Genomic DNA, 24215 nt, shown 5'->3' with positions numbered 1-24215 from the left:
GGGCCATCCATCTGGACCCGCACGCCGAGTCTCCCGACGAATAAGCTGGTGTGCGACATCGCTCTTCTCGCGCTGGCCGACAGTTTCTTCACTCGTGGTGAAAAATTTTCACGTGAGCGTGAACAACAGCAACCTAGCGATCTTCTTTGCCCCAGGCAATGCGCAATTCGTTGTGCGCCGCGGCATCACCCATTTGATGCGGGTCAATCGCGCCCGCAGTCTAGGCGATGCGGTGCAGCTGGTCTGCCCGCACCAGCCCCAGAAGCGGCTCGCCGCGCACGATACGGCCCACCTCCGCGACCGCGAAGTCGCCCAGCCGGCGCAGCTCGCTGCCCTGCGACCCGGCCAGGTGCGGGGTGACCAACACGTTCGGCAGGCGCAGCAGGGGGTGGTCGACCGGCAGCGGCTCAGGCTCGGTGACGTCGAGCACCGCGTCGATCCGACCCTTGGCGCAGTGGTCGGTGAGCGCGGCCGTGTCGACCAGCGAGCCGCGGGCGGTGTTGACGACGGTCGCGCCGTCCGGCAGCAGGGCCAGCCGCCGGGCGTCGAGCAGGTGGCGGGTCTCCGGCAGCGCGGGCGCGTGCACGGTCACCACGTCGCCGCGGCGGCACAGCTCGTCGGTGTCGACAAGCTCCGCCCCGAGCGCCTCGGCCTCCGCGGCGGTCAGGTACGGGTCGGCGACCAGCGGGCGGACGTCGAACGCGCGGAGCCGCTCCAGCACCAGCCGGCCGATCGTCGAGGCGCCGATGACGCCGACCGTCCGCCCGTACAGCCCGGTGCCGGCCCCCGAGCGCCAGTCGCCGGCCGCGCGGTCGTGGGCGTACCAGTGCGCCCGGGTGAGCACCCGCTTGGCCGCGAACACGACCGCGGCGACCGTGTACTCGGCGACCGGCACCGCGTTGGCCCGGGTGGCCGAGGAGACGGCGACGCCGCGCGCGAACACGACCGGGTCGACGTGCCGCTTCACCGAGCCGGCCGCGTGCACGACGGCGCGCAGGCGGGGCGCCGCGGCGAGCACCTGCGCGTCGATCCGCGGGCAGCCCCAGCCGGTCACCAGTACCTCGGCCTCGCGCAGGGCGGCGCCCGCCTCCGCCGTGCCGAACGACGTCAGCGCCGGGCCGGGCGGCAGCCGCAGCAGTGTCCGCAGCCGCTCCAGCAGGTCGGGCGGAAACAGTCCGGACAGCGCCCAGTCCTGCATGGCGAGCGCCGCGGCGGGGCGGTCCGGCACGGTCGACCTCCTCGGAAACGGCTCGTGTAACGGTTACCCCGACCGGCCTCGGGTCGGTCAGGGCAGGCGGGGGCGGACCGAGTCGCGCACCACGAGGTGGGTGCCCAGCGTGACGTGGGGTGGCGTGCCGCCGCGGGTCTCGTGTTCCAGCGCGAGCCGCACGGCGGTGCGCCCGACCTCCTCGTGCGGCAGGTGCACGGTGGTCAGGTCGAGGTCGAGCGACGGCGGCAGGTCGTCGAAACCGACCATCGACACGTCGTCGGGCACCCGCAGACCGCGCTCCCGCAACGCTTTGTGCGCGCCGCCGGCGATCAGGTCGTTGAGGCAGAACACCGCCGTGAAGTCCGGCGGGCCGTCGCCCAGCCGCGCCTTCATCATCCGGTAGCCCTCGTGCCACTCCATCGTGCCCTCGACCTCCAGCGCCGGGTCGTGCGGCACGCGGTGCGCGTCGAGCGCCCGCCGGTATCCGGCCAGCCGCCCCTCCGCGGTGGTGTAGCCGGGGCGGCGGCCGAGGAAGAGGATCCGCTCGTGGCCCGCGGAGAGCAGGTGGCTGGTGGCCGCGAAGGCGCCGCCCGCGTTGTCGTACTCCACCACGACCGCGGGCACGTCGGGGCCGAGCGGCGGGCGGCCGCACAGCACGAGGCAGGAGCCGATGGCGGCCAGCGCGTGCGCGTACTGGCTCATGCGCTCCCGGTACTTGTCGTCGGCGACCACGTTGCCGACGAGGATGACCGCCTCGGCGTGCTGCTCGCGCATGAACTTGACCATCGCCAGCTCGCGCTCCGGGTCGCCGCCGGTGGTGCCGACCAGGCACAGCCGCCCCTCGGCGGCCGCCTGGGTCTCCACGCCCTGCGCGACGTGCGCGTAGTGCGGCGAGATCACCGAGTTGAGCACGATGGCGACGCTCTTGCTGGGCGTGCCGGCCAGGGCGCGGGCGTGCGCGTTGGCCACGTAGTCGAGATCGCGGACGGCGCGCATGACCCGGGCCCGGGTGGCCGGGGCGGCCGGGTAGCTGCCGGTCAGGATCCGGGACACGGTGGCGACGGAGACGCCGGCCCGGTCGGCGACCTCGCGGATCGTGGACCGCCGGCGGTCCGCGGGATCGCTCGCCTGCCGCGCCATCGTCCCCCATTCCCTCGGCAAGTTTGCAGAAAACGGTTACAGAAACACCGGGCGGTGTCAACCCGCGGACCAGCGGACCGGCGTGCCGCCGCCGGCCGGATGGCGTGCGTAGGACGGCGTGTCGCCGAGCGCGACCTCGACCCGCTCCCCGTCCGGATACGTCACGGTGACCGTGTCGCCGTCGACCGCCACGGCGAACGCGTCGGCCAGCGCGGCCGGTTCGACCCGGTCACCGGTCAGTGCCACAAGCGAGACGAAGACCGCGCTCCCGCCGGGATGCGGCCCGGTGAGGTACGGCGTGGCGGAGCGGACGCCGTACGCGTTCGCGTCGACCGCCGGGGCGACCGCGGCGCCGCCCAGCCCGTGCAGGCCGACGACGACGCTGGAGAGCCCGTCCGGCCGGCTCACCCGAGCCCAGCCGGGTCCGGTGTGGACGGACGGCGGGCGCGAGCCGGCCAGCGCGTAGCCGCCGTCTCTGACCGTGCGGCCGGCCGGCGCGGTGACCCGGTGCGCCCGCACCTCCCAGGGCCCGCGCGCGACCGAGGCCGTGACCACCCGCACGGGGCCTTCCGGCGTCTTGTCCACATAGGCCGACGCGGCGAAGCGGTCGTGCGCGGCGACCGGCTCGATCCGGCGCCGCCGGGAGACGGTGCCGTCGGGGGCCATGACCGCGAGGTGCCCGTCGACCGCCCGCACGCGGGAGTCCTCGCCGGCCTCGGGCGCGGCGTGCGACGCGTACCCGAACCGCGCGTAGTGCGGGTCTTCCAGCCCTTCGGGCGCGATGTGGCGGGCCCGGTCGCTGCCGTGGTTGACCAGCCGGACGATCCCGTCGTGCCGCGTGGCGTGCACCAGCCAGCCGGGGCCGGGCATCGCGACCACGCGGTCGCCCTCGTCGATCGGCGCGGCCGCCTCCCGCACCGTCCACGCTGGATGGTCGGCGGGCAGCAGCAGGCCGACGAACGCCTTGCTGGCCCAGTACGGCGAGGCCGGCCCGGAGTAGTGCTGGACGCACGGCAGAAACCGGTCGTACCAGCCGAGGCTGAGCAGCCCGCGCTCGTCGGGCACGCCCCGCTCGACGAAGTGGCGCAGCGCCCCGCTGGCGATCCGCCGGGTGCGGCCGGCCGGCAGCGGGGTCGCGTCGAACAGCTCGCCCAGCCACAGTGGAGCGACCGCGGCGAACCTGTAGCACAGCGACCGTCCCTGGTGGACCGGCGCGCCGTCCCTCGCGAACATGTGCTGGTACTGGTCGAGGAACACCCGCAGCCGCTCCCGGTAGCGGGCGGCGCGCGCCTCGTCGCCGGACATCCGGGCCCACAGCAGCGGGTAGAGGTGCAGCGCCCAGCCGGCGTAGTAGTCGAAGCTGCGGCCGTCGCCGTCGGTGTACCAGCCGTCGCCGACGTACCACTGCTCGATCCGGTCGAGCCCAGCCTCCACCGCGGCCGGGTCGTGCGGCCCACCGGCGCCGGCGAGGAACTGCTGGACCATCACCGGAAACAGCACCCAGTTGCTCTGCCAGGTGCGCTTGCCGGCGAAGCCGTCGAGCCAGGCCACCACCCGCTCACGCTCGCCGGGGTCGAGCCGGTCGAAGAGCCACGGGCGGGTCTCGTGCAGCGCGACGGCGATCGAGGCCGCCTCGACGATCTGCTGGGAGCAGTCGGCGGCGACCGGCCACGCGTACGGGTGCCCGGGGTCGGTGCCGTGGACCAGCCCCTCGGCGTAGCGCTCCAGAAGGGACGGCGCGACCTCGCCCCCGGCGCCGGCGATCCGGAACGCGGCCAGCAGGAACGTGCGCGCGAACCCCTCCAGGCCGTCGCTGGCCAGCCCGGAGATGCTGGGCCGGCCGGGCAGGCGGAACCGCGCGAAGCCGGGCGTCGCGTAGGGCACCACCGCGTCGAGCAGGTGGTCGGCGAGCGCCTCCCAGTGCGCGCGGGTCCACCCGGTGTACGGCGACAGCGGGGGGTCGACCGGCGGCAGCCTTGTTAAAACGTTTGTAGCGATGCGCACGAGCCTAGACGAGCCTCCGGCAGCGGATCAAGCAGGTACAAGTAGGTATTGACAGCTGTCAGCACTCCTGGTTACCTGCATGGTCATAGTAAGCGTTTTCCACCCCCACGAAGTGGAGTGCGCCATGCCCCAGCTGCCCAGGCGCAGCCTGCTGATGGGCGCGGCGATCGCCGGCGCCGCGTCCCAGTTGCCTCTCACCCGCCCGGCCGCCGCGGCGCCCGCCGGAGCCACCGCCGAGACCCTCGCCGCGGTCGAGCCGGCCGACGTGCCCCTGCGCTGGCTCGACGGCGGCACCCCCTCGGCGCTCGTCGGCTCCACCTGGGGCGTGCCCTGGGCGCGCGGCACGCTCGCCCGCGGCCAGGAGCTGTCGCTGGCCACGGCCGACGGCGCGGCCGTGCCCGTGCAGTCGTGGCCGATCGGCTTCTGGCCGGACGGCAGCGTCAAGTGGACCGCCCACGCGATCGGCACCGGCGTCCCGCCCGCCGAGCGATACACGCTGCGCCCCGGCGCCCCGGCCGCGCCGGCCGCTCCCCTGAAGGTCACCGAGACCCGCCGCGAGGTGGAGGTCGACACCGGCGCCATCCGCTGCGTGTTCGCCCGCCAGGGCCGGGTGCTCGTGCGCGAGATCGTCCGCGGCGACCGCACCGTCGCCACCCACGGCACGCTCGTGTGCCTGCGCAAGGACGACGCCGACGACGCCCCGGCCACGGTGCACACCGAGCGGTTCACCAGCGAGATCCACAAGGTGACCGTCGAGCAGAGCGGCCCGGTCCGCGCGGTCGTCCGGGTCGAAGGCAAGCACCGCGCGGACAAGGGCCGCCGGGAGTGGCTGCCGTTCACCGTGCGGTTCTACCTCTACGCGGGCAGCGACGGCATCCGGATGGTGCACACCTTCGTCTTCGACGGCAACGAGAAGAAGGACTTCATCAGCGGCCTCGGCGTCCGGTTCCGGGTGCCGATGGCCGACCAGCTCTACGACCGGCACGTGCGGTTCGCCGGCGACGGCGACGGTGTGCTCGGCGAGGCCGTCCGCGGCATCACCGGCCTGCGCCGCGATCCCGGCGCGGCCGTGCGCCAGGCGCAGATCGCCGGCCGGCCCCTCCCGGATCCGTCCACATGGGACCAGCGGGTGACCAGCCGGCTGCACCTCATCCCGGCCTGGGGCGACTACAGCCTCCGGCAGCTCGCCGACGGCTGCTTCGACATCCGCAAGCGGACCAGCGCCGGGCACGGCTGGGTGCAGGTCGACACCGGGCGACGGGCCAGCGGCCTCGCCTACGCCGGCGGCGTCTCCGGCGGGCTCGCGTTCGGCATGAAGGACTTCTGGCAGCTGCACCCGACCCAGCTCGACGTCCGCGGCGCGGCCGGGGAGCACGCCGAGGTCACCGCCTGGCTGTGGTCGCCCGACGCCACCCCGATGGACCTGCGGTTCTACCACGACGGCATGGGCCAGGACACCTACCCGGAGCAGCTCGAAGGCCTCGAGATCACGTACGAGGACTACGAGCCCGGCTTCGGCACCCCGTACGGGATCGCGCGCACCACCGAGCTGTCGTTCTGGGCGCTCGACGCCACCCCCTCCGCCGAGCGCTTCGCCCAGCTCGCCGCCGCCACCGCCGCGCCGCCGCTGGTCGTCAGCACGCCGGAGCACCTGCACGCCGCCGGCGTGTTCGGCGACTGGAGCCCGGTCGACCGGAGCACCGACGCCCGGCGCGAGATCGAGGACCGGCTCGACTTCCTCTTCGACCACCACCGCAAGCAGGTCGACCAGCGCTCCTGGTACGGGTTCTGGCACTACGGCGACATCATGCACAGCTACGACACCGACCGGCACGTGTGGCGGTACGACGTCGGCGGCTACGCCTGGGCCAACTCGGAACTCTCCCCCGACCTCTGGCTGTGGTACCAGTACCTGCGCTCCGGCCGCGCGGACGTGTTCCGCTTCGCCGAGGCGATGACCCGGCACACCGGCGAGGTCGACGTCTACCACCTCGGCAAGTGGCGCGACCTCGGCACCCGGCACGGCGTGCTGCACTGGGCCGACAGCGCCAAGCAGCTGCGGATCAGCAGCGCCGCGTACCGCCGCGTCTACTACTTCCTCACCGCCGACGAGCGGGTCGGCGACCTCATGCGCGACCTCGTCGACTCCGACCGCACTTTCCTGGTGCTCGACCCGATCCGCAAGATCCGCACCGAGCCGTACGAGCCGGACCCGCACGCGCTGTCGATCGGCACCGGCACCGACTGGAGCGGCCTGGCGGCGGCCTGGCTCACCGAGTGGGAACGCGGCGGAAACCCGATCGCCCGCACCAAGCTGCTCAACACGGCGCGCACCATCGCCGCCATGCCCAACGGGTTCATCCAGGGCAGCGGCCTCTACGACCTCGACACCGGCGAGTTCGCGCCGGCCCAGCCGGTGGTGTCGGTCGGTTCGCTCGGCGCGGTGTTCGGCCTCGTCGAGATGTGCAGCGAGCTGATCGACCTCGTCGACATGCCGGAGTTCACCGACGCCTGGCTCCAGTACTGCCGGCTGTACAACGGCACCGCCGCCGAGCAGATCGCCGAGACCGGCCAGTCGTTCGGCAACCTCAACCTGCGCCAGGCGCACTCCCGGCTCACCGCGTACGCCGCCGTGAAGACCGGCAACGAGGCGCTCGCGGCCCGCGCCTGGCAGGAGTTCTACACCGGACACGCCGGCTACCCGCGCAACCTCAACTGGCGCTCCGTGCGGGTCGGCGGCTCCGCCGTGCTCAAGCCCGTCGACGAGGCCGCGTTCGTGTCCACCAACGCAAGTGCCCAGTACGGACTCGCCGCGATCCAGTGCCTCGCGCTGGTCGGCGACCACCTTCCGTGAGGCTTACCATGAGACGTTCGTTGACGGTCGCGTCCGCCGCGACCCTCCTGTTCGGAGCCGGCGTCGTCGTCGCGCTCCACGCGTCCGCCGCGACCACCCGCTACGAGGCGGAGAACGCCCCCGCCACCTGCGAGGGCACCATCGCCTCCAACCACTCCGGCTACTCCGGCGGCGGGTTCTGCGACACCAACAGCGGCACCGGGGTCGCGGCGCAGTTCACGGTCAACGCGCCCGCCGCCGGCAGCGCCACAGTGGACATCCGGTACGCCAACGGTGCCGCGGCCGGGCGCCCGGCCGATGTCAGCGTGAACGGCTCGGTGGCACACGCCGGCGTACCCTTCGACGGCACCGGCGCGTGGAACGCCTGGGCGACCCGCACGCTGACCGTCCAGCTCAACGCGGGCAACAACACCATCCGGCTCGCCGCGACGACCGCGGGCGGGCTGCCCAACGTCGACTACCTCGACGTCACCACCGGTGGCACCACCACCCCGCCGCCAAACGGCCGCCGGATGGAGAGCCTCGGCCGCGGCGTCGTGGCCGTCCGCTCCGGCACCAACCAGGTGCTGGTCAGCTGGCGGCTGCTCGGCCTCGACCCGGCCGGCATCGGCTTCAACGTGTACCGCTCCACCGGCGGCGGCGCCGAGACCAGGCTCAACCCGGCCGTCCTGACCGGCGGAACGAACTATGTGGACAGCACGGCCAACCTCGCCCAGGCCAACACCTACCGGGTGCGGCCGGTCGTCGGCGGCGCCGAGCAGGCACCGAGCGGCGCGTTCACGCTGACCGCCAACCACGCGACCGAGCCTGTCGTGCGGGTGCCGATCCGCGGCGGCGGCGCGGTCAAGTTCGTCTGGGTCGGCGACCTCGACGGCGACGGCGAGTACGACTACGTGCTCGACCGGCAGACGTCGCCGCAGACCATCGAGGCGTACCGGAGCAACGGGCAGTTCCTCTGGTCCGTCGACATGGGACCCAACAGCACCAACCAGGACAACATCGAGGGTGGATCGTCCACCATCGACATCGGCCACAACGACGGCGTCACCGTGTACGACCTCGACAGCGACGGCCGCGCCGAGGTGGCGGTGCGGATCGCCAACGGCGTCCGGTTCGGCAACGGCGTCACGTACAACGGCCTGAGCGACAACACCCGCCAGGCCATCGCCATCCTCGACGGCATGACGGGCGCGGCCCGCGCCACCGCCGCGGTGCCCACCGACTACCTCTCCGACGGTCCGCTGTACGCGCGCTTCGGCGTCGGCCACCTCGACGGCGTCAACCCCAGCCTCGTCGCGTACATGAAGAACCGGATCGGCTCCGGCGACTTCAACCTGATGTTCACCGCGTGGCGGTTCACCGGCGGCGCGCTGAGCATGCAGTGGAAGTTCCTGCGCGGCAACCAGAACCTTCCCGACGGGCACAACACCCGCATCGTCGACGTCGACGGAGACGGCCGGGACGAGATCGCCGAGATCGGCTTCGTACTCAACGGCAACGGCACCCTCCGCTACTCCCTCGCCCCGCGCGGCATCATCCACGGCGACCGGTTCCACATCACGAAGATGGACCCGAACCGGCCGGGCCTCCAGGGGTACGGCGTGCAGCAGGTCAACCCCAGCGGCCTGCGCGACTACTACTACGACGCCACGACCGGCAACATGATCTGGCAGCACGTCGAGTCCGGCACCGCCGACGTGGGCCGGGGCATGGCCGGCGACGTCGACCCGCGCTTCCCCGGCATGGAGGTCTGGGCCTTCTCCGGCCTCTACAACGCCCCCACCAACCAGCTCACCCAGTCGAACACCACGCTCCAACCCTGGCCGCAGCTGGGCCTGTGGTGGGACGGCGACATCACCATGGAGCTGCTCAACGACGGCAAAATCGAGAAGTGGAACCCGACCGCCCCGACCGGGACCGGCAGCGTGCCACGGCTCGTCAGCACCTGGAACTACGGCGCCGTCGACGCCAGCCAGGGCGTGCAACCAACGTTCTACGGCGACATCCTCGGCGACTGGCGCGAGGAGGTCGTCTACACCAACGCCGCCTTCAACGAGCTCATCGTCTTCACCACCAACCAGCCGTCCACCACGAGGCTGTACACGCTCGCGCACAACCCCGCCTACCGCAACGCCATGACCCTCAAGGGGTACATGCAGTCACACCACGTCGACTACTTCCTCGGCTCGGGCATGGCCACACCACCCCGGCCGGCCATCACCTACCCCGCTCGGTAGCCGCGCCGCCCGGGTCACGTCCCCCACGGCGTGACCCGGGCGGCCGCGCCGGTCTCCAGCGCGACCCAGACCGCACCGTCCGGCCCGACCGCGAGACCGTGCGGCTCGGCGCCGGGCGTCGGCAGGTCGTGGTGGCGAAACTCCCCGCCGGGGCTCACGTACCCGACCCGGTTGGCACCCCACTCGGTAAACCAGCAGCCTCCGTCGGGGTCGGCCGCGATCGCGTGCGGCCGGGCGCCCCGGTCCGGCAGCGGATACTCGGTGATTTCACCATCGGGCGCGATGCGACCGACCTGACCCGCGCCGATCTCGACGAACCACAGCGCGCCGTCGGCGCCACGGGCGATGCCGACCGGCGCGGCGCCCTCGGTGGGCAGCGCGTGCAAGGTGACCGCACCGCCGAGACCGATCCGCCCGATCGCGTTCGCCTGGTTGAGCGTGAACCACATGGCCTCGTCGGGCCCGGCGCAGATCATCGAGGCGAAGCCGCCGCGCACCGGCAGCGGATACTCGGTGACCTCGCCATCCGTGGTGACCCGACCGACGGCGTCCGCGTTCATCTCGGTGAACCACAGCGCGCCGTCAGCGCCCGCCGCGATGCCGAACGGCCCGCTCTCCGCCGTAGGCGTAGGGAACGACACACTCTCCCCACCGGTCGTGATCCGACCGATCCGGTGGTCACGGTTGCGGGTGAACCACAGCGCCCCGTCCGGCCCCGCCGTGATGACCGAAGGCCCGCAGGCCGGCGCGTCCAGCGGGAACGTGGTGACCCCGCCACCCCCGAGGTCGAGCCGGGCGATCCCACCGCCGTGCACCAGCGTGAGCCACAGCGCCCCGTCGGGCCCGCCCACAATTCCGTACGGACCGGCCCCCGGGCCGGCCACCGCGAACTCCGTGATCATCAAGCCCACTCTAGAGACCTTTCGGAGTCGGGGTTACGCGCGCGGCGGCGTTCCGGCAGATTTTCCCCGTCCGCCTCAGCGACGGACCGTGTGCTCCCGCGGGCACCGCTCCCGGCACCGGCTCGCAGCGCTCGCCGAAACCCCCGGCCGTCCACAGCCGGCTCCGCGGGACAAGCCCGAAGGGTCTTCGCGGCGCTACCTCCGCCATCCTGACGCAGCGTCACCAGCCAGGGGACGAGACTTGTTGCTTTCCCGGATCGCCGATCCGGGAACGGGCATTGTGGACAAACGTCGACCACTGCCTGGCACGAACTCAATCCATCCGCCCCCTTTCTCCCCGGGCCGGTTACGCGCAGGGTGAGCGCGACCAACGGCGGACGGGTGAGGCCGCGGGAGCAGCGGTCTGGACCACGACGGACATCGCGGTAGCCCAAATCCTTGTCCTAAAGGAACTCAGCGCCTGGCCACCTCGACTCCGAAAGGGCTCTAGGCGATGTATCGCCAAGGCGAATTCGAGCTACCGCGACGTCCGTCGTGGTCCGGACCGTCGCTCCCGCGGCCCCACTCATCCGCCGTTGGTCACCACTATCGGCGTACCAAACGCTTGAGATATCGGAAGCCATAGGAGCCAGCGACGCAAAACGTTTTTGGCATGATCCACCATCGGTTAGGGGCGAGAATTTCCCGCCGGCCGCGGGACAATTAGGTATGCGGCAGCTTCAGTTGTTCACGTCGGCCGCGCTCGCCCAAATGCGTGACCGGACCGCGTCGCGAAACTATTCTCCCGAGCGTGACGAGTTCCGTCGCGCGCATGAGCGCCATCGCGCCTGGGGTCTGGTCCAGCGCCACGGCCACCGCCGCCGCCACCTGCGCGACAGCTCCCGCGCCGCACCGGCGGTCAGTCCGGTCGCGCCAGGCCCACCAGCAGAGCCGCACCGGGACCACCCACCACACCCAGCTCGACATCTGCCCGCAACCTCGACGTCTACCCCACCTGAGCAGCGGAAACTCCCGGCGTCTCCAGGGGGCGGCATCCGCGCGGTGTAAAAACGCGCCGGCGAGATCGCCGCATCGCCGACCATCGCCAGCATCAGCAAGGACCGCTCCTTTCCTCAGGACCAGGCCGCGGTGGATCTCGCGCCAACGACAACCAATTCACCGGCCGACCGAATTCACGATCGACATCGCATCGTTTGAGCGCGCGACGTCAGTCCAGCCACGAAGTCCGCCCCGGTTCCTATCACCTTCGCGATACCCGGGGCGCCGCCCCCACTTATCACCCTCGCCAAGAGGGAGCCCGCAGGGCACCAAGCGGCGGACGAGGTCGTCGAGCGCGTCGAAGACTACTGCCTTGTCTCGCCGATGAGCTTGGCGGCACGGGCACCGCGCGTCCGAGAGCTTGCCGCGCGGGCGCCGCGCGTCTGGGGGCTTGAACGGCGGAGCTGGCAGTGGAGGCCGGGGGTTTCGGCGAGCCCTGGCGAGCCGCCGGCCGGAGCGGTGCCCGCGGGAGCATACGGCCCGCAGCTGGCGCGGACGGGGGCAATCTGCTTGTCGATCGGGACTTGGTGGCGCGGCGCGCCGTGCGACACGCCACCGAGGTCCCTGATCTACATGGATGGTCAGCGGGGGGCTGTCGTGGGTTTGCCGACGACCGCGGGGGCAATGACGAGCTTGTCGATGTCGGGGGCGTAGGCGTTGGGGTTGCCGAAGACGAGTGGGGCGTCCGCTGTCGTCAGGGTTATCGGGATGGTGCGTTCCAGGAAGCTGTTCCAGGCGTAGGTGTAGCGGAAGTACGCGTACGCGCTGCCGCCGCCGGTCTCGGTGACCTCCAGGCGGCGGTCGACGACCTGGGGGTTGTAGTCGTGGCGGCCGCTGAGCTCCGCGTTGGCGTACGTGACCGCGATGTCGTAGTCGCCCGGACGGTCGAAGCCGGGGCCGCGGGGCACCTCGAACGTGTTCGCGGCGCCGTTGCCGACGAAGCCGAGCCCCTTCAGGCCGGAGGCGTTGCTGCCCGAGCCGTCCGCGTACGTGGCGACCGCCGTGGCGCCGTGCCGGATCGCGTCCTCCGCCTCGACCGTGACCGCCGCGCTGTCCGCCTCGGCCACCCGGGTGGTGGTCAGCTCGCCGACCAGGGCGCCGTTTCTGGAGCGCACCTCGACCTCGTTGATGCCGTGGCTGAGGTGGACGCGGACGGTGGAGCGCCAGGCGCCGGCGCGGGGCGCGCGGAAGGTGGCGACCTGGCGGCCGTTCACGGTGAGGCCGAGGTCGGTGGCGCGCTGGCTCCGGTAGTCGACGGTCAGGTCGTGGTAGCCGGTCTCCCAGGCCTGGAGGTACGCGTCGGCGCGCTCGCCGCGGCCCTGGATCAGGCCGTGGCCGCGGGCCCTCGCCACGTCGTACGTGACGTGCGCGCCGCCGTAGTAGCGCAGCGTGGAGGCCGGGTAGATGGTGGGTTCGCCGCCGGTGACGTCGGTGAGCAGGAGCTTGTCGAGGGTGATGTCGGAGTTCGGCAGCACGGTCGCGCCGTCCACACTGGACCGCAGCGAGAGCGTGTGCTCGCCGGCGGTGAGCGGGATCGTCACCTCGGCGCTGCCCCGGTACTGCCACCGCTGCACCGAGGTGAGCGCGAGGTCCGCCCGGTACTGGACGATCGTCGGGCCGGCGCCGTCGACGAAGAGGGCGTGCCGGCCGGGTACGCCGGGCGTGCCGCCGATGACCTGGAAGCGGTAGCTGCCGGTGCGCGGCACCGTGACCGTCCACTCCGCCTTGGAGGTCGGCCGGTTGAACGAGCCGACGTCGTGGCCGCCCGACGCGAGGAACTTCCAGCCGCCGCCGTTCAGCGGGTCCTGCTGGTACACGGTGGCGTCGGTCAGGCTTGCCTGCTCCGCCTCGATGCTCGCCTGCCAGCCGGAGAGGGTGGGCGCGCGGTCCTGCGCCGGGGTGACGAGCACCTGGTACGCGGCGTAGCGGTCGTACACCGGCACGTCGAGGCTCAGCTTGCCGCGGTCGAGGCGGGCGTCGTCGAGCACCTTGACCACGCGGGGTGCGCCGGAGACGCCCTCGGCGCCGGAGAGGGTGATCTCGCGGACCTCGACGTCGACGCGGTGGCCCAGCGAGCCGAGGCCGGACAGGCGCAGCGACACCGGCTGGCCGCCACCGCCGAAGAGCACGGTGGCGCGCTTGTTGCGGCTGTCGATCGCGCCGATGCCCTGAAGGGTGTCCACTGTGTTCAGCGCCGGCGGGGTGACCGCCACGGTGCGGCTGCCGGCCAGGTCGCCGTACCACTTGAACATCCACCAGCCGGCGTTGGCCGCGTTGGCGCGGGCGCTGTTGTCGCTGAGGTTGCCGGCGTAGTTCCAGTACGCGGTCTGGCCGTCGATCTTCAGGTCCTCCATGATGGACAGCCACTGGATCAGCTGGCCGGGCGTGCTCATGTCGCGCAGCATGCCCCACTCGGTGACGTTGACGTGGATCGGGCCGACGCCGAGGTCCTTCTCCAGTTGGCGGTACGCCGCGTAGTTTCCGCGGAACGTGCGCAGGTTGTCGATGCCGAGCTCGTGCCAGATGAAGATGTCGGGCAGCACGCCGTGCGCCTTGCCGTAGACGAGGAAGTCGGCGGAGCGGGCCGGCTGCCACCGGGTGTCGCCGGGGCCGCCGATCCGGGCGTGGCCGAGGCCGTGCCGCGCGTACACCTCCTGGATCTTGTCGTAGGTGGCCTTCCAGTCGGCCAGGAACGTGTCCTTCAGCGTGCCCCAGTCGGCGTACCAGTTGCCGCCGTCGGGCTCGTTGAACGGGATGAACACGTAGCTTTCCGGCCGGGACGAGCGCGCCGCGACCGCCTCGGTGACGAACTCGACCACCTCCAGGTAGTCCCAGACCCCGTTCGGCGTGTCCACGTAGGTGCCGTCGGCCTGGTTGTACGTGCGGGTGTCGCCGGGGCGCCGGCCGCCGTTGTACGACCAGTCCGGGTAGTAGTCCTGGACGTAGATGTACATGTCTTCGCCGTGCTTGCGGAAGAAGCCGTCCTCCACCTTGAGGGCGTCGCCGCTCGGGTGCTGGGTGCCGTACGGCGCCTTCTGCGAGGTGTTGGTGATGTGCGCGCCGTTGATGAGCGCCTGGGTGGGCGCCCCGTCGTCGCCGAAGCCGTACAGGGTGCCGGTGGCGCCGCCGCGGAAGGCGCCGGTGGTCTGTCCGAAGTCGACAGCGAGCACGTCGGCGGAGGCGGCCGCGGAGGCGGAGGCGGCCGCGGAGGCGGGCACGGACAATCCAACCACCACCAGGGCAAGGACGGAAAGAACCTTCAAGGGAGACTCCTACTTCACAGCGCCGCTGGTGATGCCAGAGATGATCTTCCGCTGGGCTACCGCGAAGACCGCCACCAGCGGCAGGCTCATGAGAATCACGTACGCGAAGATGAGGTGCCAGTTGTTGAGGTAGAGACCGGCACTGGCGACCCGGAAGAGGTTGAGCGGCAGCGTGTCCAGCCGGCCGCCCACGACGAAGAACGCGTAGAAGACGTCGTTCCACACGTACAGGCAGATGAGGATCGTGGCGGTGGCGAGCACCGGGCGCAGCATCGGCAGCACCACCCGGCGGAAGACGGTGAACGGGCCGGCACCGTCGATCTGCGCGGCCTCCTCCAGCGACGCCGGGATCGTGCGCACGAAGCCGGTGACGAAAAAGACCACTGTGGACATGTAGATGCCCATGTAGACGCCGATCATCCCGACCGCGGTGCCGGCGAGCCCGAGCTGGCGCAGCAGCAGCACCACGGTCACGACCGCCGGCGGCAGCACGATGCCGCTGATGGCCAGCGCGTAGAGGACCGCGCTGACGCGGGTGGCCCGCCGGGCGAGCACCCACGCGGCCATCGAGCCGAACGTGAGCACGCCGGCGACCGTGGGTGCGACGACGAGCAGGCTGCCGAAGAACGCGGCCGGCACGTCGCCCTCGCTCCAGACCGACTTCAGGTTGGCCCACAGCTGCCAGTCCGAGGGCAGGGACAGGTCGGGGTTGAGCGCCTCCCCCTGCGACTTGCCCGCGGTCACCACGACCAGCCACAGTGGAACGCCGATCAGCACTACCACGAGCGCGGTGGCGACGAAGGGCTGTAGCCGGCGCCAGATCGCCGAGTCGCTGTTCACAACGCCTCCTTTGATCGCTCGCTCACCGTCGTCGCGGGCAAGCGCCGCTTGCCACGCTCGCTCACAGCACCCGCTCCCTTCGGCGCAGCAGGTAGATCACCGGGAACGCCATCAGCGCGACCAGCAGGAAGAGGATCAGGCTCATCGTGGTGGCCTGGGCGAACAGGCCCTGGCCGAACGTGCGGTAGATGAAGATGTTGAGGATCTCGGTGGTGCGGGCCGGTCCGCCGCCGGTGGTGGCCTGCACGATGTCGAAGCCGTTCATCGAGCCGAGCAGCGCGGTGGCGACGTTGAACGTGACCGCCGGGGCGAGCAGCGGCGACCGGATCCGCCAGAACGTGCGCCACCGGGACGCCCCGTCGATGCGGGCCGCCTCCATCAGGTCCTCCGGGATCGTCTTGAGGCCGGCCAGGTAGATGAGCATCGACAGGCCCATCCACTTCCACCCGTGGATGGCCGCCACCACGACGATCGTCCACGTGGTGTCCCCCAGCCAGGCGTAGTCGAACGGTTGACCGGTCACACCACCGATGAGCTTGTTGACACTCCCCTCAGGTTTGAGCAGCGCCTGGAAGATGTAGCCGACCGCGAGCGCGGACATCAGCACCGGGACCAGGAAGAAGACCCGGGCCAGCCGGTTGAGCCAGGTGTCCCGTTCGAGCAGCACGGCCAGCGCGAACCCGAAGACGTTCTGGAAGATCGCGACCAGCACCGCGTACACGACGGTGGTGCGCAGCGCCCGGAAGAGCGTGCCGCTTCCGGCGAGCTCCTCGACGTTGTCGAACCCGACCGGGTTGATCTGCGCCTTGAAGCCGGACCAGTCGGTGAACGCGTACACGAAGTTGTAGACGGTCGGCAGGAAGAAGAAGACCAGCAGGATCGCGAGCGCCGGGGCGAGGAACCACATCGGGTGCGTGCTGCGGTTGATGGCGCCACGGGCGCGGCGCGGCGCCGAAGCGGGCTTCGCGGCCCGCTCCGGCACCCGCGTCTCCTCGAGAGTGGGCATCGCTAGAACCCGGGCGCCCCGGCCGCCTTGGCCAGCTGCGCGAACTGGTCCTGCGTCGCCTTGGCGACCTGCTCCGGCGACATCGTTCCGGTGATCATGTCGGCCAGGTTGATGTAGAGGTCGGGGTTGGCGACGGCGAGCGCCTGCATCGAGCCGACCGAGGTGGGCAGCGCGGCGTGCACGTCGAGCAGCGCCTTGGGCACCCCGGCCGGGTTGGGCACGGCGGTCTCCAGCGAGACGGTGTTGCGGTCGGTGACGAAGTCGGCGTAGCCGGGCCCCATCCAGTACGCCATGAGCTGCCGGGCGGCCGCCTCGCGCTTGGCGTCACCGGTCTTGAACGCGACCAGCGCGTTGGACTGGTCCGGGATGAACGTGCCGACGTTGCCCGACGGCGAGATCGGGAAGAAGCCGATCTTCTTGTCCAGCGTGGCGGTGTCGGCCTTGGCCTGTAGCTGGCCGAAGAAGGAGTTGACCTGCACGACCATCGCCGCCTCGCCGGCCAGCAGCGCGGCGCCCTGGTCCTCGAACTTCGCGGTCTTGATGTTCTTGTTGAACAGACCCTCGTCGATCAGCGACTTGTAGGTCTTGATCGCGTCCAGCACGACCGGGTCGTTGAACGTGGCCTCGCCCTTGTTGACCTTCTCCCAGAAGCCGGCCTTCGCCGCGTCGGCGAGCTGCACCTGCACCCACCACTGGGTGGCCCACCGGTCCGCGGCCATCTCGTAGAACGGCGTGACGCCCTTGCCCTTGAGCGTGCGGGCCAGCGTCACCATCTCGTCGAAGCTCTTCGGCGTGGTCGTGACGCCGTTCGCGGCGAAGACCTCCTTGTTGTAGTAGACGCCCTCGACGGCCGGGCTGGTGATCAGCGCGGCGTACCGGGTGCCGTCCAGGATGCCCGTGATGTCCTTGAGGTCCGGGGACAGCTTGGTCAGCCACGGCGCGTCGTTCAACGGCTGGAGGTTGGTCTTGGCGTTGATGGCGGTGAGCATCGACGCGGTCGGCTGCCAGAAAGCGATGTCCGGCTTGTCACCCGTGGCGACCTTGGTCTGGATGCCCTGCTCGTACGGGTCCGGGATGGTCACCACCTCGACGGTGGCGCCGGTCGCGGCCTGGAAGCCCTCGACGACCTTCTTGGGCACGGTGTTGCTGTTCTGAGCGGCCCAGATCGTGAGCTTGACGCCATCGAGCTTCGCGGTCGGGTCCGCCCACGTGGCGGCGGTGTCGGTGCCGGTCTCCGCGGCCGGGTCGCTGCACGCCGCGAGACCGAGCGTGAGCACCGCCGCGGTGGCGAGGCTGGTCCATCTCTTCATCGCGTTCATCCTTCAGTAATCTTGATCAGCCGGGCAGCGGGTTCGGCGCCCGTGGGGGTGACGGTCAGTGATCCGGCGGCCCAGTCGAGCCGCCAGGCGGGCAGATCGCGCGGGTAGAGCACGTCGATCCGGACGTCCCGGCCCCGCAGGTGCGGCAGGGCGAGCGTCGCGGGCGCGGTGGCGCCCCCGCGCCGCCACACCGCCAGATACGTGGTGTTTCCGGTGCGCAGCGCGAGGCTGAGCCACGGGTCGTCCCACCGGGGCAGGCCGAGCGGCCACAGCGGCACGGCGGCCGCCAGGTCGGCGCGGATCGCCTGGTGCGTCCGCACCGCGGCGCGCACCGACGCCCGCTGCTCCGGCGACATGTGGTCGAGGTGACCGGAGAGGTAGAGGCGGCCGAGCATGCCGGTGCACATCGTGTACGCGAGCTCCTCGGGCGTCATGTCCGGCTGCGGGTACGCCCAGCTGGCCGACTGCTCGGGCAGCACCGACATCGGCGCGGCCACCGCGATCGGCGGGTACCGCAGGAAGTCCTGCTGGTCGCTGGTCGACTGGAGCTGCATGCGGGACAGCACGGCGTAGTCCATCCGCATGGCGCCGGAGGCGCAGTTCTCCAGGATCAGGTCGGGGTGCCGGTCGAGGAGCCGGTCCAGCCAGGCCAGGTGGGCCCGGTTGTGGCCGAGGAGCCCGGCGCCGGCGCTGTCCGCGTCGAGGTCGGTGCCGGCGCCCGGGTCGATGTTGTAGTCGAGCTTGAAGTAGCCCACGCCGAGCTGCTCGACCAGCCGGTCGACCACCTCGTCCAGGTGCGCGACCGCGCGGGGGTGGCGCAGGTCCAGGTGGTACCGGCCGTGCTCGACCACCCGCACGCCGCCGCGCTGGAGGAACGCCTCGGGCGGCAGCTTGTCGGCCATCGGGCTGCGCACCCCGATAACCTCGGGCTCCAGCCACAGTCCCGGCAGCATGCCGTGCGCGCGGATCCGCGCGAGCACCTCCTCGATGCCGCGCGGGAAGCGGGTCTGCGACGGCTGCCATTCGCCGACGCTGTCCCACCAGTTCGCGTCGTTGTCGTACCAGCCGGCGTCGACGCAGAAGACCTCCGCGCCGGCGTCCGCGGCCGCGTCGATGAGCGGCAGCAGCTTGGCGGTCGTGGGGTCGCCGGCCAGCGTGTTCATGTAGTCGTTGAAGACCACCGGCAGCGCGGACCGGTCCGGGTGCGGCCGCAGCAGCGCCCGCCGGTGGGCGGTCAGCGCCGCGACCGCGCCGTCCAGGCCGTCCGCGGACACCGCGACGGACACGGGTACCGACGTGAACGACTCGCCCGGCGCCAGCCACTGCGCCCACTGGTGGTCGATGTCGGTGGGGCCAAGCAGCGCGACGTACGCGCCGCCACGCCGCTCCCCCACCTCCCAGCGCCAGGGCCCGTTGTGCTCGACCTGCCACAGCCACGCCGGCCCGCCCACGCGGTCGACGAGCCCGCCGGTCGGCAGGTGCGCGCCGGTGGACCAGGTGCCCTGGCTGGTGAGCGCCACCCGACCCCGGGCGTCCTGGCCGTGCAGGCCGAGGTTGAGGTCGGGTACCGCGTCGCGCAGCGGGTGCCGGGTCCACCGGCTCTCGCCGAGCCACTCGCTGTCGGCCCGTACCAGGTCGAGGTCCGCCACCGGCGTGGCGCCGAAACCGGCGGCGAACGACGTCAGGCCGAGCAGCCGCACCGGCGCGGCGCCGTGGTTGGTGAGCCGGGTGCGGACCTGGCAGGCGCTCACCCCCTCGGGCGAGCGGACGAGCAGCTCGGCGGTGAGGCCGGTCCGCTCGTCGCGCAGCTCGACGGTCAGCTCGCGCCAGGCGCCGTCGCGGCGCTGCGCGCTGCCGGCGTACACCAGCCGCCGCCCGATCGCCGTCTCCGAGAAGCGCTGCGACACCTGCGCCCGCCCCTCGCCGGCGACCAGCACCTCCACCAGCGGCTGGGTCGCCCGCGGCGGGTGTGGCGCGATGCCGGCGGAGAGCATCCGCAGGGCCACCGGCCCGTCCGGGGACACGTCGACGACGAGCGTCAGCGCTGCGTGGCCCCAGACGAGGCTGGTGACGGATTCCAACGAGGTCACGTACGTGCTCCTTGCCGAGTGTGCGGCGAGTTCGTGCGCCGACCGGAGCGGTCGAGACCATCGATGTGATCGGTCACACGCGCCGGCTGAGATGTGAGTGTGATCGGTCACACGGGCCGGCGGGAAGGGCTCGTTACCTTGTTGTTACTAACAGATTTCCGCGGCGCCCCTCAGGCGTCCTCAGCGGCGCCGCGGCGGGGCGGTCGACTCGCGCACCACCAGGCGCGGCGCGGCCAGCTCGGGCTCGGGCCGCTCGCGCCCGGTCACCTCGGCCACGACGGCGGCCAGGCAGGCCCGGCCCAGCCCGACGAAGTCCATCCGCACGGTCGTGAGCGCCGGCGTCCAGTACGCCGCGCCCGGCACGTCGTCGAAGCCGACCACGCTCACGTCGCCGGGCACGTCGCGGCCGGCCTCGTACAGCGCGCGGCGCACCGCGAGCGCGGTGTCGTCGTTGCCGCACAGGATCGCGGTGACCGCGGGATCGGCGGCCAGCTCCCGCCCGGCCAGGTAGGCCGAGTGCGGGTCCCAGCCGACCGGCTCGACCGGCGGCACCGGCGCGCCGGCGGTCTCCAGCACGTCTCGCCAGCCGGCCTGGCGCGCGCTGGTGCCGGTCTCCGACGGGATCGCCACGTGGTGCACGGTGCGGTGGCCGAGGTCGAGCAGGTGCCGGGTCGCCTCGGCGGCCGCCTGCCGTTCGTCGAGGTAGAGCATGGTGCGCGTCGAGTCGGCCAGGCCGCCGGCCTCGGTCGCCGCGACCGCCGGCACGCCGTCCGGCAGCGCCCGCAGCACACCGGCGCCGGGCGCGTCGAACGCGACCACGATCACGCTCCCCGCGCTCGGGTCGCTGACGTAGTCGATCGCGTGGCGCACGTCGATGGGCAGATCGGACTCGACCACGCGCACGCCCACCGCGAGCCCCTGCGTGCGGGCCGCCTCCTCGATGCCGCGCAGCGTGGACGCGTACCCGTAGAGGGTCGTGTCGGCGGTGACCACGGTGACCGCCTTCGCCCGGCCGGAGCTGAGCGCCCGCGCGGCCCGGTTGGGCCGGTAGTCCAGCCGCCCGATCACGTCGAGCACCAGCTGGCGGGTGTCCGGGCTGACCTTCGGCGAGTCGTTGAGGACCCGCGACACCGTCTGGTACGACACCCCCGCCGCCGCCGCGACGTCGCGGATGCTGGGTGCGCTCTCGCGCCGCCGCCCTACCTGCCGGTCCGGAGATGGTCGCATCACACCAGACATCGTGCGGGGTCGTGCCACCCGAGGTCAAAGACGCCGCCCACCCCGTAAACGCGTCTGTCGGACGAACGTGAATCTGGGGATAATCGGCGCGACGTCGCGTATGGGGCACCTCCGAGGCCGAGGGAGCGCGGTTTGCTGTACTTCTTTCTCAGCTACGCGCGCGGCGACGAAGACGACCTGGTCCGGCAGTTCTACAACGACCTCAGCGTGGAGGTGCGGGTCCGCGCCGGCCTGCACAAAGACGCCGAGGTCGGGTTCATCGACGCCCGCATGAAGGCGGGCACGATATGGGCGGGCGAGCTCGTCGAGGCCTTGGCCCAGAGCCGTTCGTTCGTGGCCCTGCTCTCGCCGCGCTATTTCCTGAGCCGCCCGTGCGGTCAGGAGTGGCAGATCTTCGCCGATCGCGTGGCGCGCTACGAGGACGACACGGGCCTCGAGCCGTCGGTCCTCAAACCCCTGCTCTGGGTGCCCCTCCCGCCCGGCAAGATGCATCCGGTCGCGGGCCGCCTGCAGTTCTCCTCCGACCTGGTCGGCGACACGTCCGTACGCCAGCTGATGCGGCTCCAGCGCCACCAGGACGCCTACCGGGAGTTCGTGTTCGAGCTGGCCGGCCAGATCGTGGAGAGCGCCGAGGCGCACCCGATCCCGGTCGGGCACCGGTATCCCGACCTGGAGAGCGCGCCGAGCGTCTTCCACGCGCCGGAGCCGGTCCGCGCCGAGCCGCCCACCCTCGACCCCCTCACCGTCCACTTCGTCGTCGCGGCGCTGACCCGCGGCGGCGCGCTGGCGGTCCGCTCCGATCGGCACTTCTACGGCGACCGCCCGCGCGACTGGGCGCCCTACCATCCGGACGACCCTCGCCCGCTGGCCGAGTTCGCGTCGGGCCTCGCGGAGAGCCACGGCTTCGCCGCGCGGGTGGCCGACCTGGAGGAGCTGCCGCAGCGGGCCGAGATGGCCGGCCAGCACAACCAGATCGTGGTGCTCCTGGTCGACCCGTGGGTGACCGAGGTCGAGGCGGCCACCCAGGTTCTGACCGCGTACAACGCCCGCGACATTCGCGCGCGCGAGCCGACCACGGCCGTGCTGATCCCGCGCGCCCTCGACGACCGGGAGACCGTGGCGCACTGGCGCCGGCTCTCCGAGGAGTGCCGCCGGATCTTCCGCGGCAGGTCCGACTACGACGAGCTCTACCGCGCGAACATCCCCAGCCGCCAGGTGTTCGAGCAGGAGCTGCCGGCGGTGCTGGAGGTCGCGGTCAACCGCATGTTCGTCAGCGGCCACATCCACCGGCGGGCGTGACGTGCCTACTCTTGATCCATGTTCACGTGGCGGGAGCGGTACTACCGCTACAGCACCAGGTTCTACCGGCCCGACCGGGCCTCGGCACCATTGAGCTGGATCGGCGACGAGCGGATCGCGGTCGGCAACCTGCCGCTCGCCGCCGCCCTGCCCGACCTGCCCGCCCAGGGCGTCACCCACGTGGTCAACTGCCGTTCCCGCGCCCAGATCTGGGTGTCGCAGGACCTGGCCGTCGAGCGCGCGCTCTTCGGGCCGGGCCGGGTGGTGCACGTGCCGCTGCTCGACTTCGGCCAGTACCAGCGCCCGCGGCTGTGGTCCGCGGCCGCGCACTTCGCCGCCGACGTGCTGGCCGGCGACGGCGAGGCGGGCGTGCTCATCCACTGCCACCAAGGCCGCCGCCGGTCGGTGATGCTGGCGTACGCGGTGCTGCGCCTGCGCGGCCGCTCAGCCGCCGAGGCCGTCGCGCTGATCACCGGTCATCGCGCCGAGGCGGTGCTCGTCGAGGCGTACGCGCGCAGCGTCGAGACCTGGCTCGCCGCCGGCGCGCCCCGCCGCTCAGCGCCGCGCCAGCTCGGCCGGTAGGTCGAGCGGGAGGCCGAGCCAGCGGGCCAGATCCGCGATCTCGGCGGTCACCGCCGCGGTCATCGCCTTCGTGAACGGGACGTCCTGGTGGATCGCGTCGACCCGCAGCATCCAGGCCTTGCGGTCGGCGGTGGCGTCGAGCTTGCCGACCAGGCGGTCGCCGTAGAGGATCGGCAGCGCGTAATAGCCCCAACGGCGCTTCGCCGCCGGCTTGTACATCTCCACGGCGTAGTCGAACTCGAAGAGCTCCAGCACCCGCTTGCGGTCGAAGACGAGCCGGTCGAGCGGCGACAGCAGCGCCGCCCGCCCCTCGAACGGCCGGCCCAGCCGCGCCGGGTCGACCCGCCACACGCCCTTGACCCCCTCGATCCGGGCCGGCTCGCCCACCTCGCTCAGGTGGTAGGCCCGCTCCACCTGCGTCTCCGGCTGCCTGGCCCGGACGATGCCCAGGGAACGCAGCAGCCGCTCGCCGCGGATCCGCACCGCCTCCGCCTCCGGCACGACATTTCCCGGATACACCCGGGAGGCCAGATCCCACAGCCGTTCCCGCCCGTCGAAGCCGGCGACCGCGACCTCGCCGCGCCGCACCATGAAGCCGAGCAGCATGCCGACGTTGCGGTCGTTGTTCCACCCCGAGGAGCCCCACTTGACCGCGCACGTGTCCGGGAACGCCGAGGCCGGCAGCGGCCCGTCGACGTCGAGCCGGGCGAGGATGTCGCGGCGGCAGGCATCGTTGGCGCGCACCCATCCGCGCTGGGCGACCTCCCAGTCCTTGAGGCCGGTGCGCGTCTCCCAGGCGGCCATCTCGGCGGTGTAGAGCGCGAGGTCCTCGCGCGGCCGGATCCTGGCGTGCAGGTCGACGAGCTCACGCCTTTCCAGCGCCCGCGCCAGCTCCGCCGGCCGGTAGGCCGAGCCGAGGCGGCTCCACAGCACGAGGTCGGCGCTCGGCGCGACGGCGGCGGTCCAGTCGACCTGGAGGAACGTCAGGTGGCGCACGACCTCCATCAGGTCGGACGGCCGCCCGGCGTCGAGGAGCTGCGCGCTCACGGCGACGCGGCGGGCCTCCTGCCGCGAAAGCTCGTGGACGGTCACGGCGACAGGTTATGCCTGGCCCCCGACAACCGGGGCGGGGTACGGTGACGCGGTGATCTCGCGCTGTGCCTTCCGCCAGTGGATCACGCCTGACCTCCCG

The 24215-nt window shown here is 72.0% G+C and carries 16 protein-coding genes; 4 read left to right on the top strand and 12 right to left on the bottom strand.

What is annotated here, in order from left to right; translation table 11 throughout:
* Window positions 1-220 precede the first annotated feature (220 nt).
* The 3 genes from AC5L36_RS26220 to AC5L36_RS26210 are packed head-to-tail and all read right to left on the bottom strand — an operon-like array spanning window position 221 to window position 4354.
* Window positions 221-1228: a hydroxyacid dehydrogenase gene (locus tag AC5L36_RS26220; RefSeq protein WP_441221327.1), complete on the bottom strand. Its 1008-nt coding sequence runs from the start codon at window positions 1226-1228 to the stop codon at window positions 221-223.
* Window positions 1229-1285: 57 nt separating this feature from the next.
* Complete coding sequence (locus AC5L36_RS26215; protein ID WP_441221325.1) at window positions 1286-2350, bottom strand: LacI family DNA-binding transcriptional regulator; 1065 nt, start codon at window positions 2348-2350, stop codon at window positions 1286-1288.
* A 57-nt stretch (window positions 2351-2407) separates the two neighbouring features.
* Window positions 2408-4354 (bottom strand): DUF2264 domain-containing protein, encoded by a 1947-nt coding sequence (locus AC5L36_RS26210; RefSeq protein ID WP_441221323.1) that lies wholly within the window; start codon window positions 4352-4354, stop codon window positions 2408-2410.
* 124 nt (window positions 4355-4478) lie between these two features.
* On the opposite strand from AC5L36_RS26210, the gene AC5L36_RS26205 reads away from it, so the two are divergent.
* Complete coding sequence (locus AC5L36_RS26205) at window positions 4479-7208, top strand: exo-rhamnogalacturonan lyase family protein (RefSeq protein WP_441221322.1); 2730 nt, start codon at window positions 4479-4481, stop codon at window positions 7206-7208.
* 8 nt (window positions 7209-7216) lie between these two features.
* Entirely contained in the window at window positions 7217-9445 is a 2229-nt protein-coding gene (locus AC5L36_RS26200) for a rhamnogalacturonan lyase family protein (protein ID WP_441221320.1), read from the top strand.
* Between the two features lie 14 nt (window positions 9446-9459).
* On the opposite strand, the gene AC5L36_RS26195 is transcribed toward AC5L36_RS26200, so the two are convergent.
* The 8 genes from AC5L36_RS26195 to AC5L36_RS26160 form a co-directional block, all read right to left on the bottom strand.
* Window positions 9460-10347: a Vgb family protein gene (locus AC5L36_RS26195; RefSeq protein WP_441221318.1), complete on the bottom strand. Its 888-nt coding sequence runs from the start codon at window positions 10345-10347 to the stop codon at window positions 9460-9462.
* A 702-nt stretch (window positions 10348-11049) separates the two neighbouring features.
* Window positions 11050-11313 (bottom strand): hypothetical protein, encoded by a 264-nt coding sequence (locus tag AC5L36_RS26190; RefSeq protein WP_441221316.1) that lies wholly within the window; start codon window positions 11311-11313, stop codon window positions 11050-11052.
* 653 nt (window positions 11314-11966) lie between these two features.
* Window positions 11967-14648: a hypothetical protein gene (locus AC5L36_RS26185; RefSeq protein ID WP_441221314.1), complete on the bottom strand. Its 2682-nt coding sequence runs from the start codon at window positions 14646-14648 to the stop codon at window positions 11967-11969.
* 9 nt (window positions 14649-14657) lie between these two features.
* Complete coding sequence (locus AC5L36_RS26180) at window positions 14658-15488, bottom strand: carbohydrate ABC transporter permease (protein WP_441221312.1); 831 nt, start codon at window positions 15486-15488, stop codon at window positions 14658-14660.
* A 61-nt stretch (window positions 15489-15549) separates the two neighbouring features.
* Window positions 15550-16494, bottom strand: a complete 945-nt coding sequence (locus tag AC5L36_RS26175) for a carbohydrate ABC transporter permease (protein WP_441221310.1) — start codon at window positions 16492-16494, stop codon at window positions 15550-15552.
* Window positions 16495-16496: 2 nt separating this feature from the next.
* Window positions 16497-17804, bottom strand: a complete 1308-nt coding sequence (locus AC5L36_RS26170; protein WP_441221308.1) for an ABC transporter substrate-binding protein — start codon at window positions 17802-17804, stop codon at window positions 16497-16499.
* 5 nt (window positions 17805-17809) lie between these two features.
* Window positions 17810-19903: a glycoside hydrolase family 36 protein gene (locus AC5L36_RS26165; protein WP_441221306.1), complete on the bottom strand. Its 2094-nt coding sequence runs from the start codon at window positions 19901-19903 to the stop codon at window positions 17810-17812.
* Between the two features lie 180 nt (window positions 19904-20083).
* A complete protein-coding gene (locus tag AC5L36_RS26160) occupies window positions 20084-21130 on the bottom strand; it encodes a LacI family DNA-binding transcriptional regulator (protein ID WP_441221437.1) in 1047 nt (348 codons plus the stop codon).
* Between the two features lie 144 nt (window positions 21131-21274).
* Here AC5L36_RS26160 and AC5L36_RS26155 point away from each other — a divergent pair, with 144 nt between their 5' ends.
* On the top strand, window positions 21275-22441 hold the full coding sequence (locus AC5L36_RS26155; protein ID WP_441221304.1) for a TIR-like protein FxsC: 1167 nt from the start codon (window positions 21275-21277) through the stop codon (window positions 22439-22441).
* Between the two features lie 18 nt (window positions 22442-22459).
* Entirely contained in the window at window positions 22460-23023 is a 564-nt protein-coding gene (locus AC5L36_RS26150) for a protein-tyrosine phosphatase family protein (protein ID WP_441221302.1), read from the top strand.
* Here the strand turns inward: AC5L36_RS26150 and AC5L36_RS26145 are convergent.
* Entirely contained in the window at window positions 22997-24115 is a 1119-nt protein-coding gene (locus tag AC5L36_RS26145) for a DNA glycosylase AlkZ-like family protein (protein ID WP_441221300.1), read from the bottom strand. The two genes, AC5L36_RS26150 and AC5L36_RS26145, sit on opposite strands and share 27 nt — an antisense overlap.
* Between the last annotated feature and the right edge of the window lie 100 nt (window positions 24116-24215).

The sequence above is a fragment of the Phytohabitans sp. LZ39 genome (genome assembly GCF_059359075.1).
This window is presented reverse-complemented; position numbering and strand designations above follow the sequence as displayed.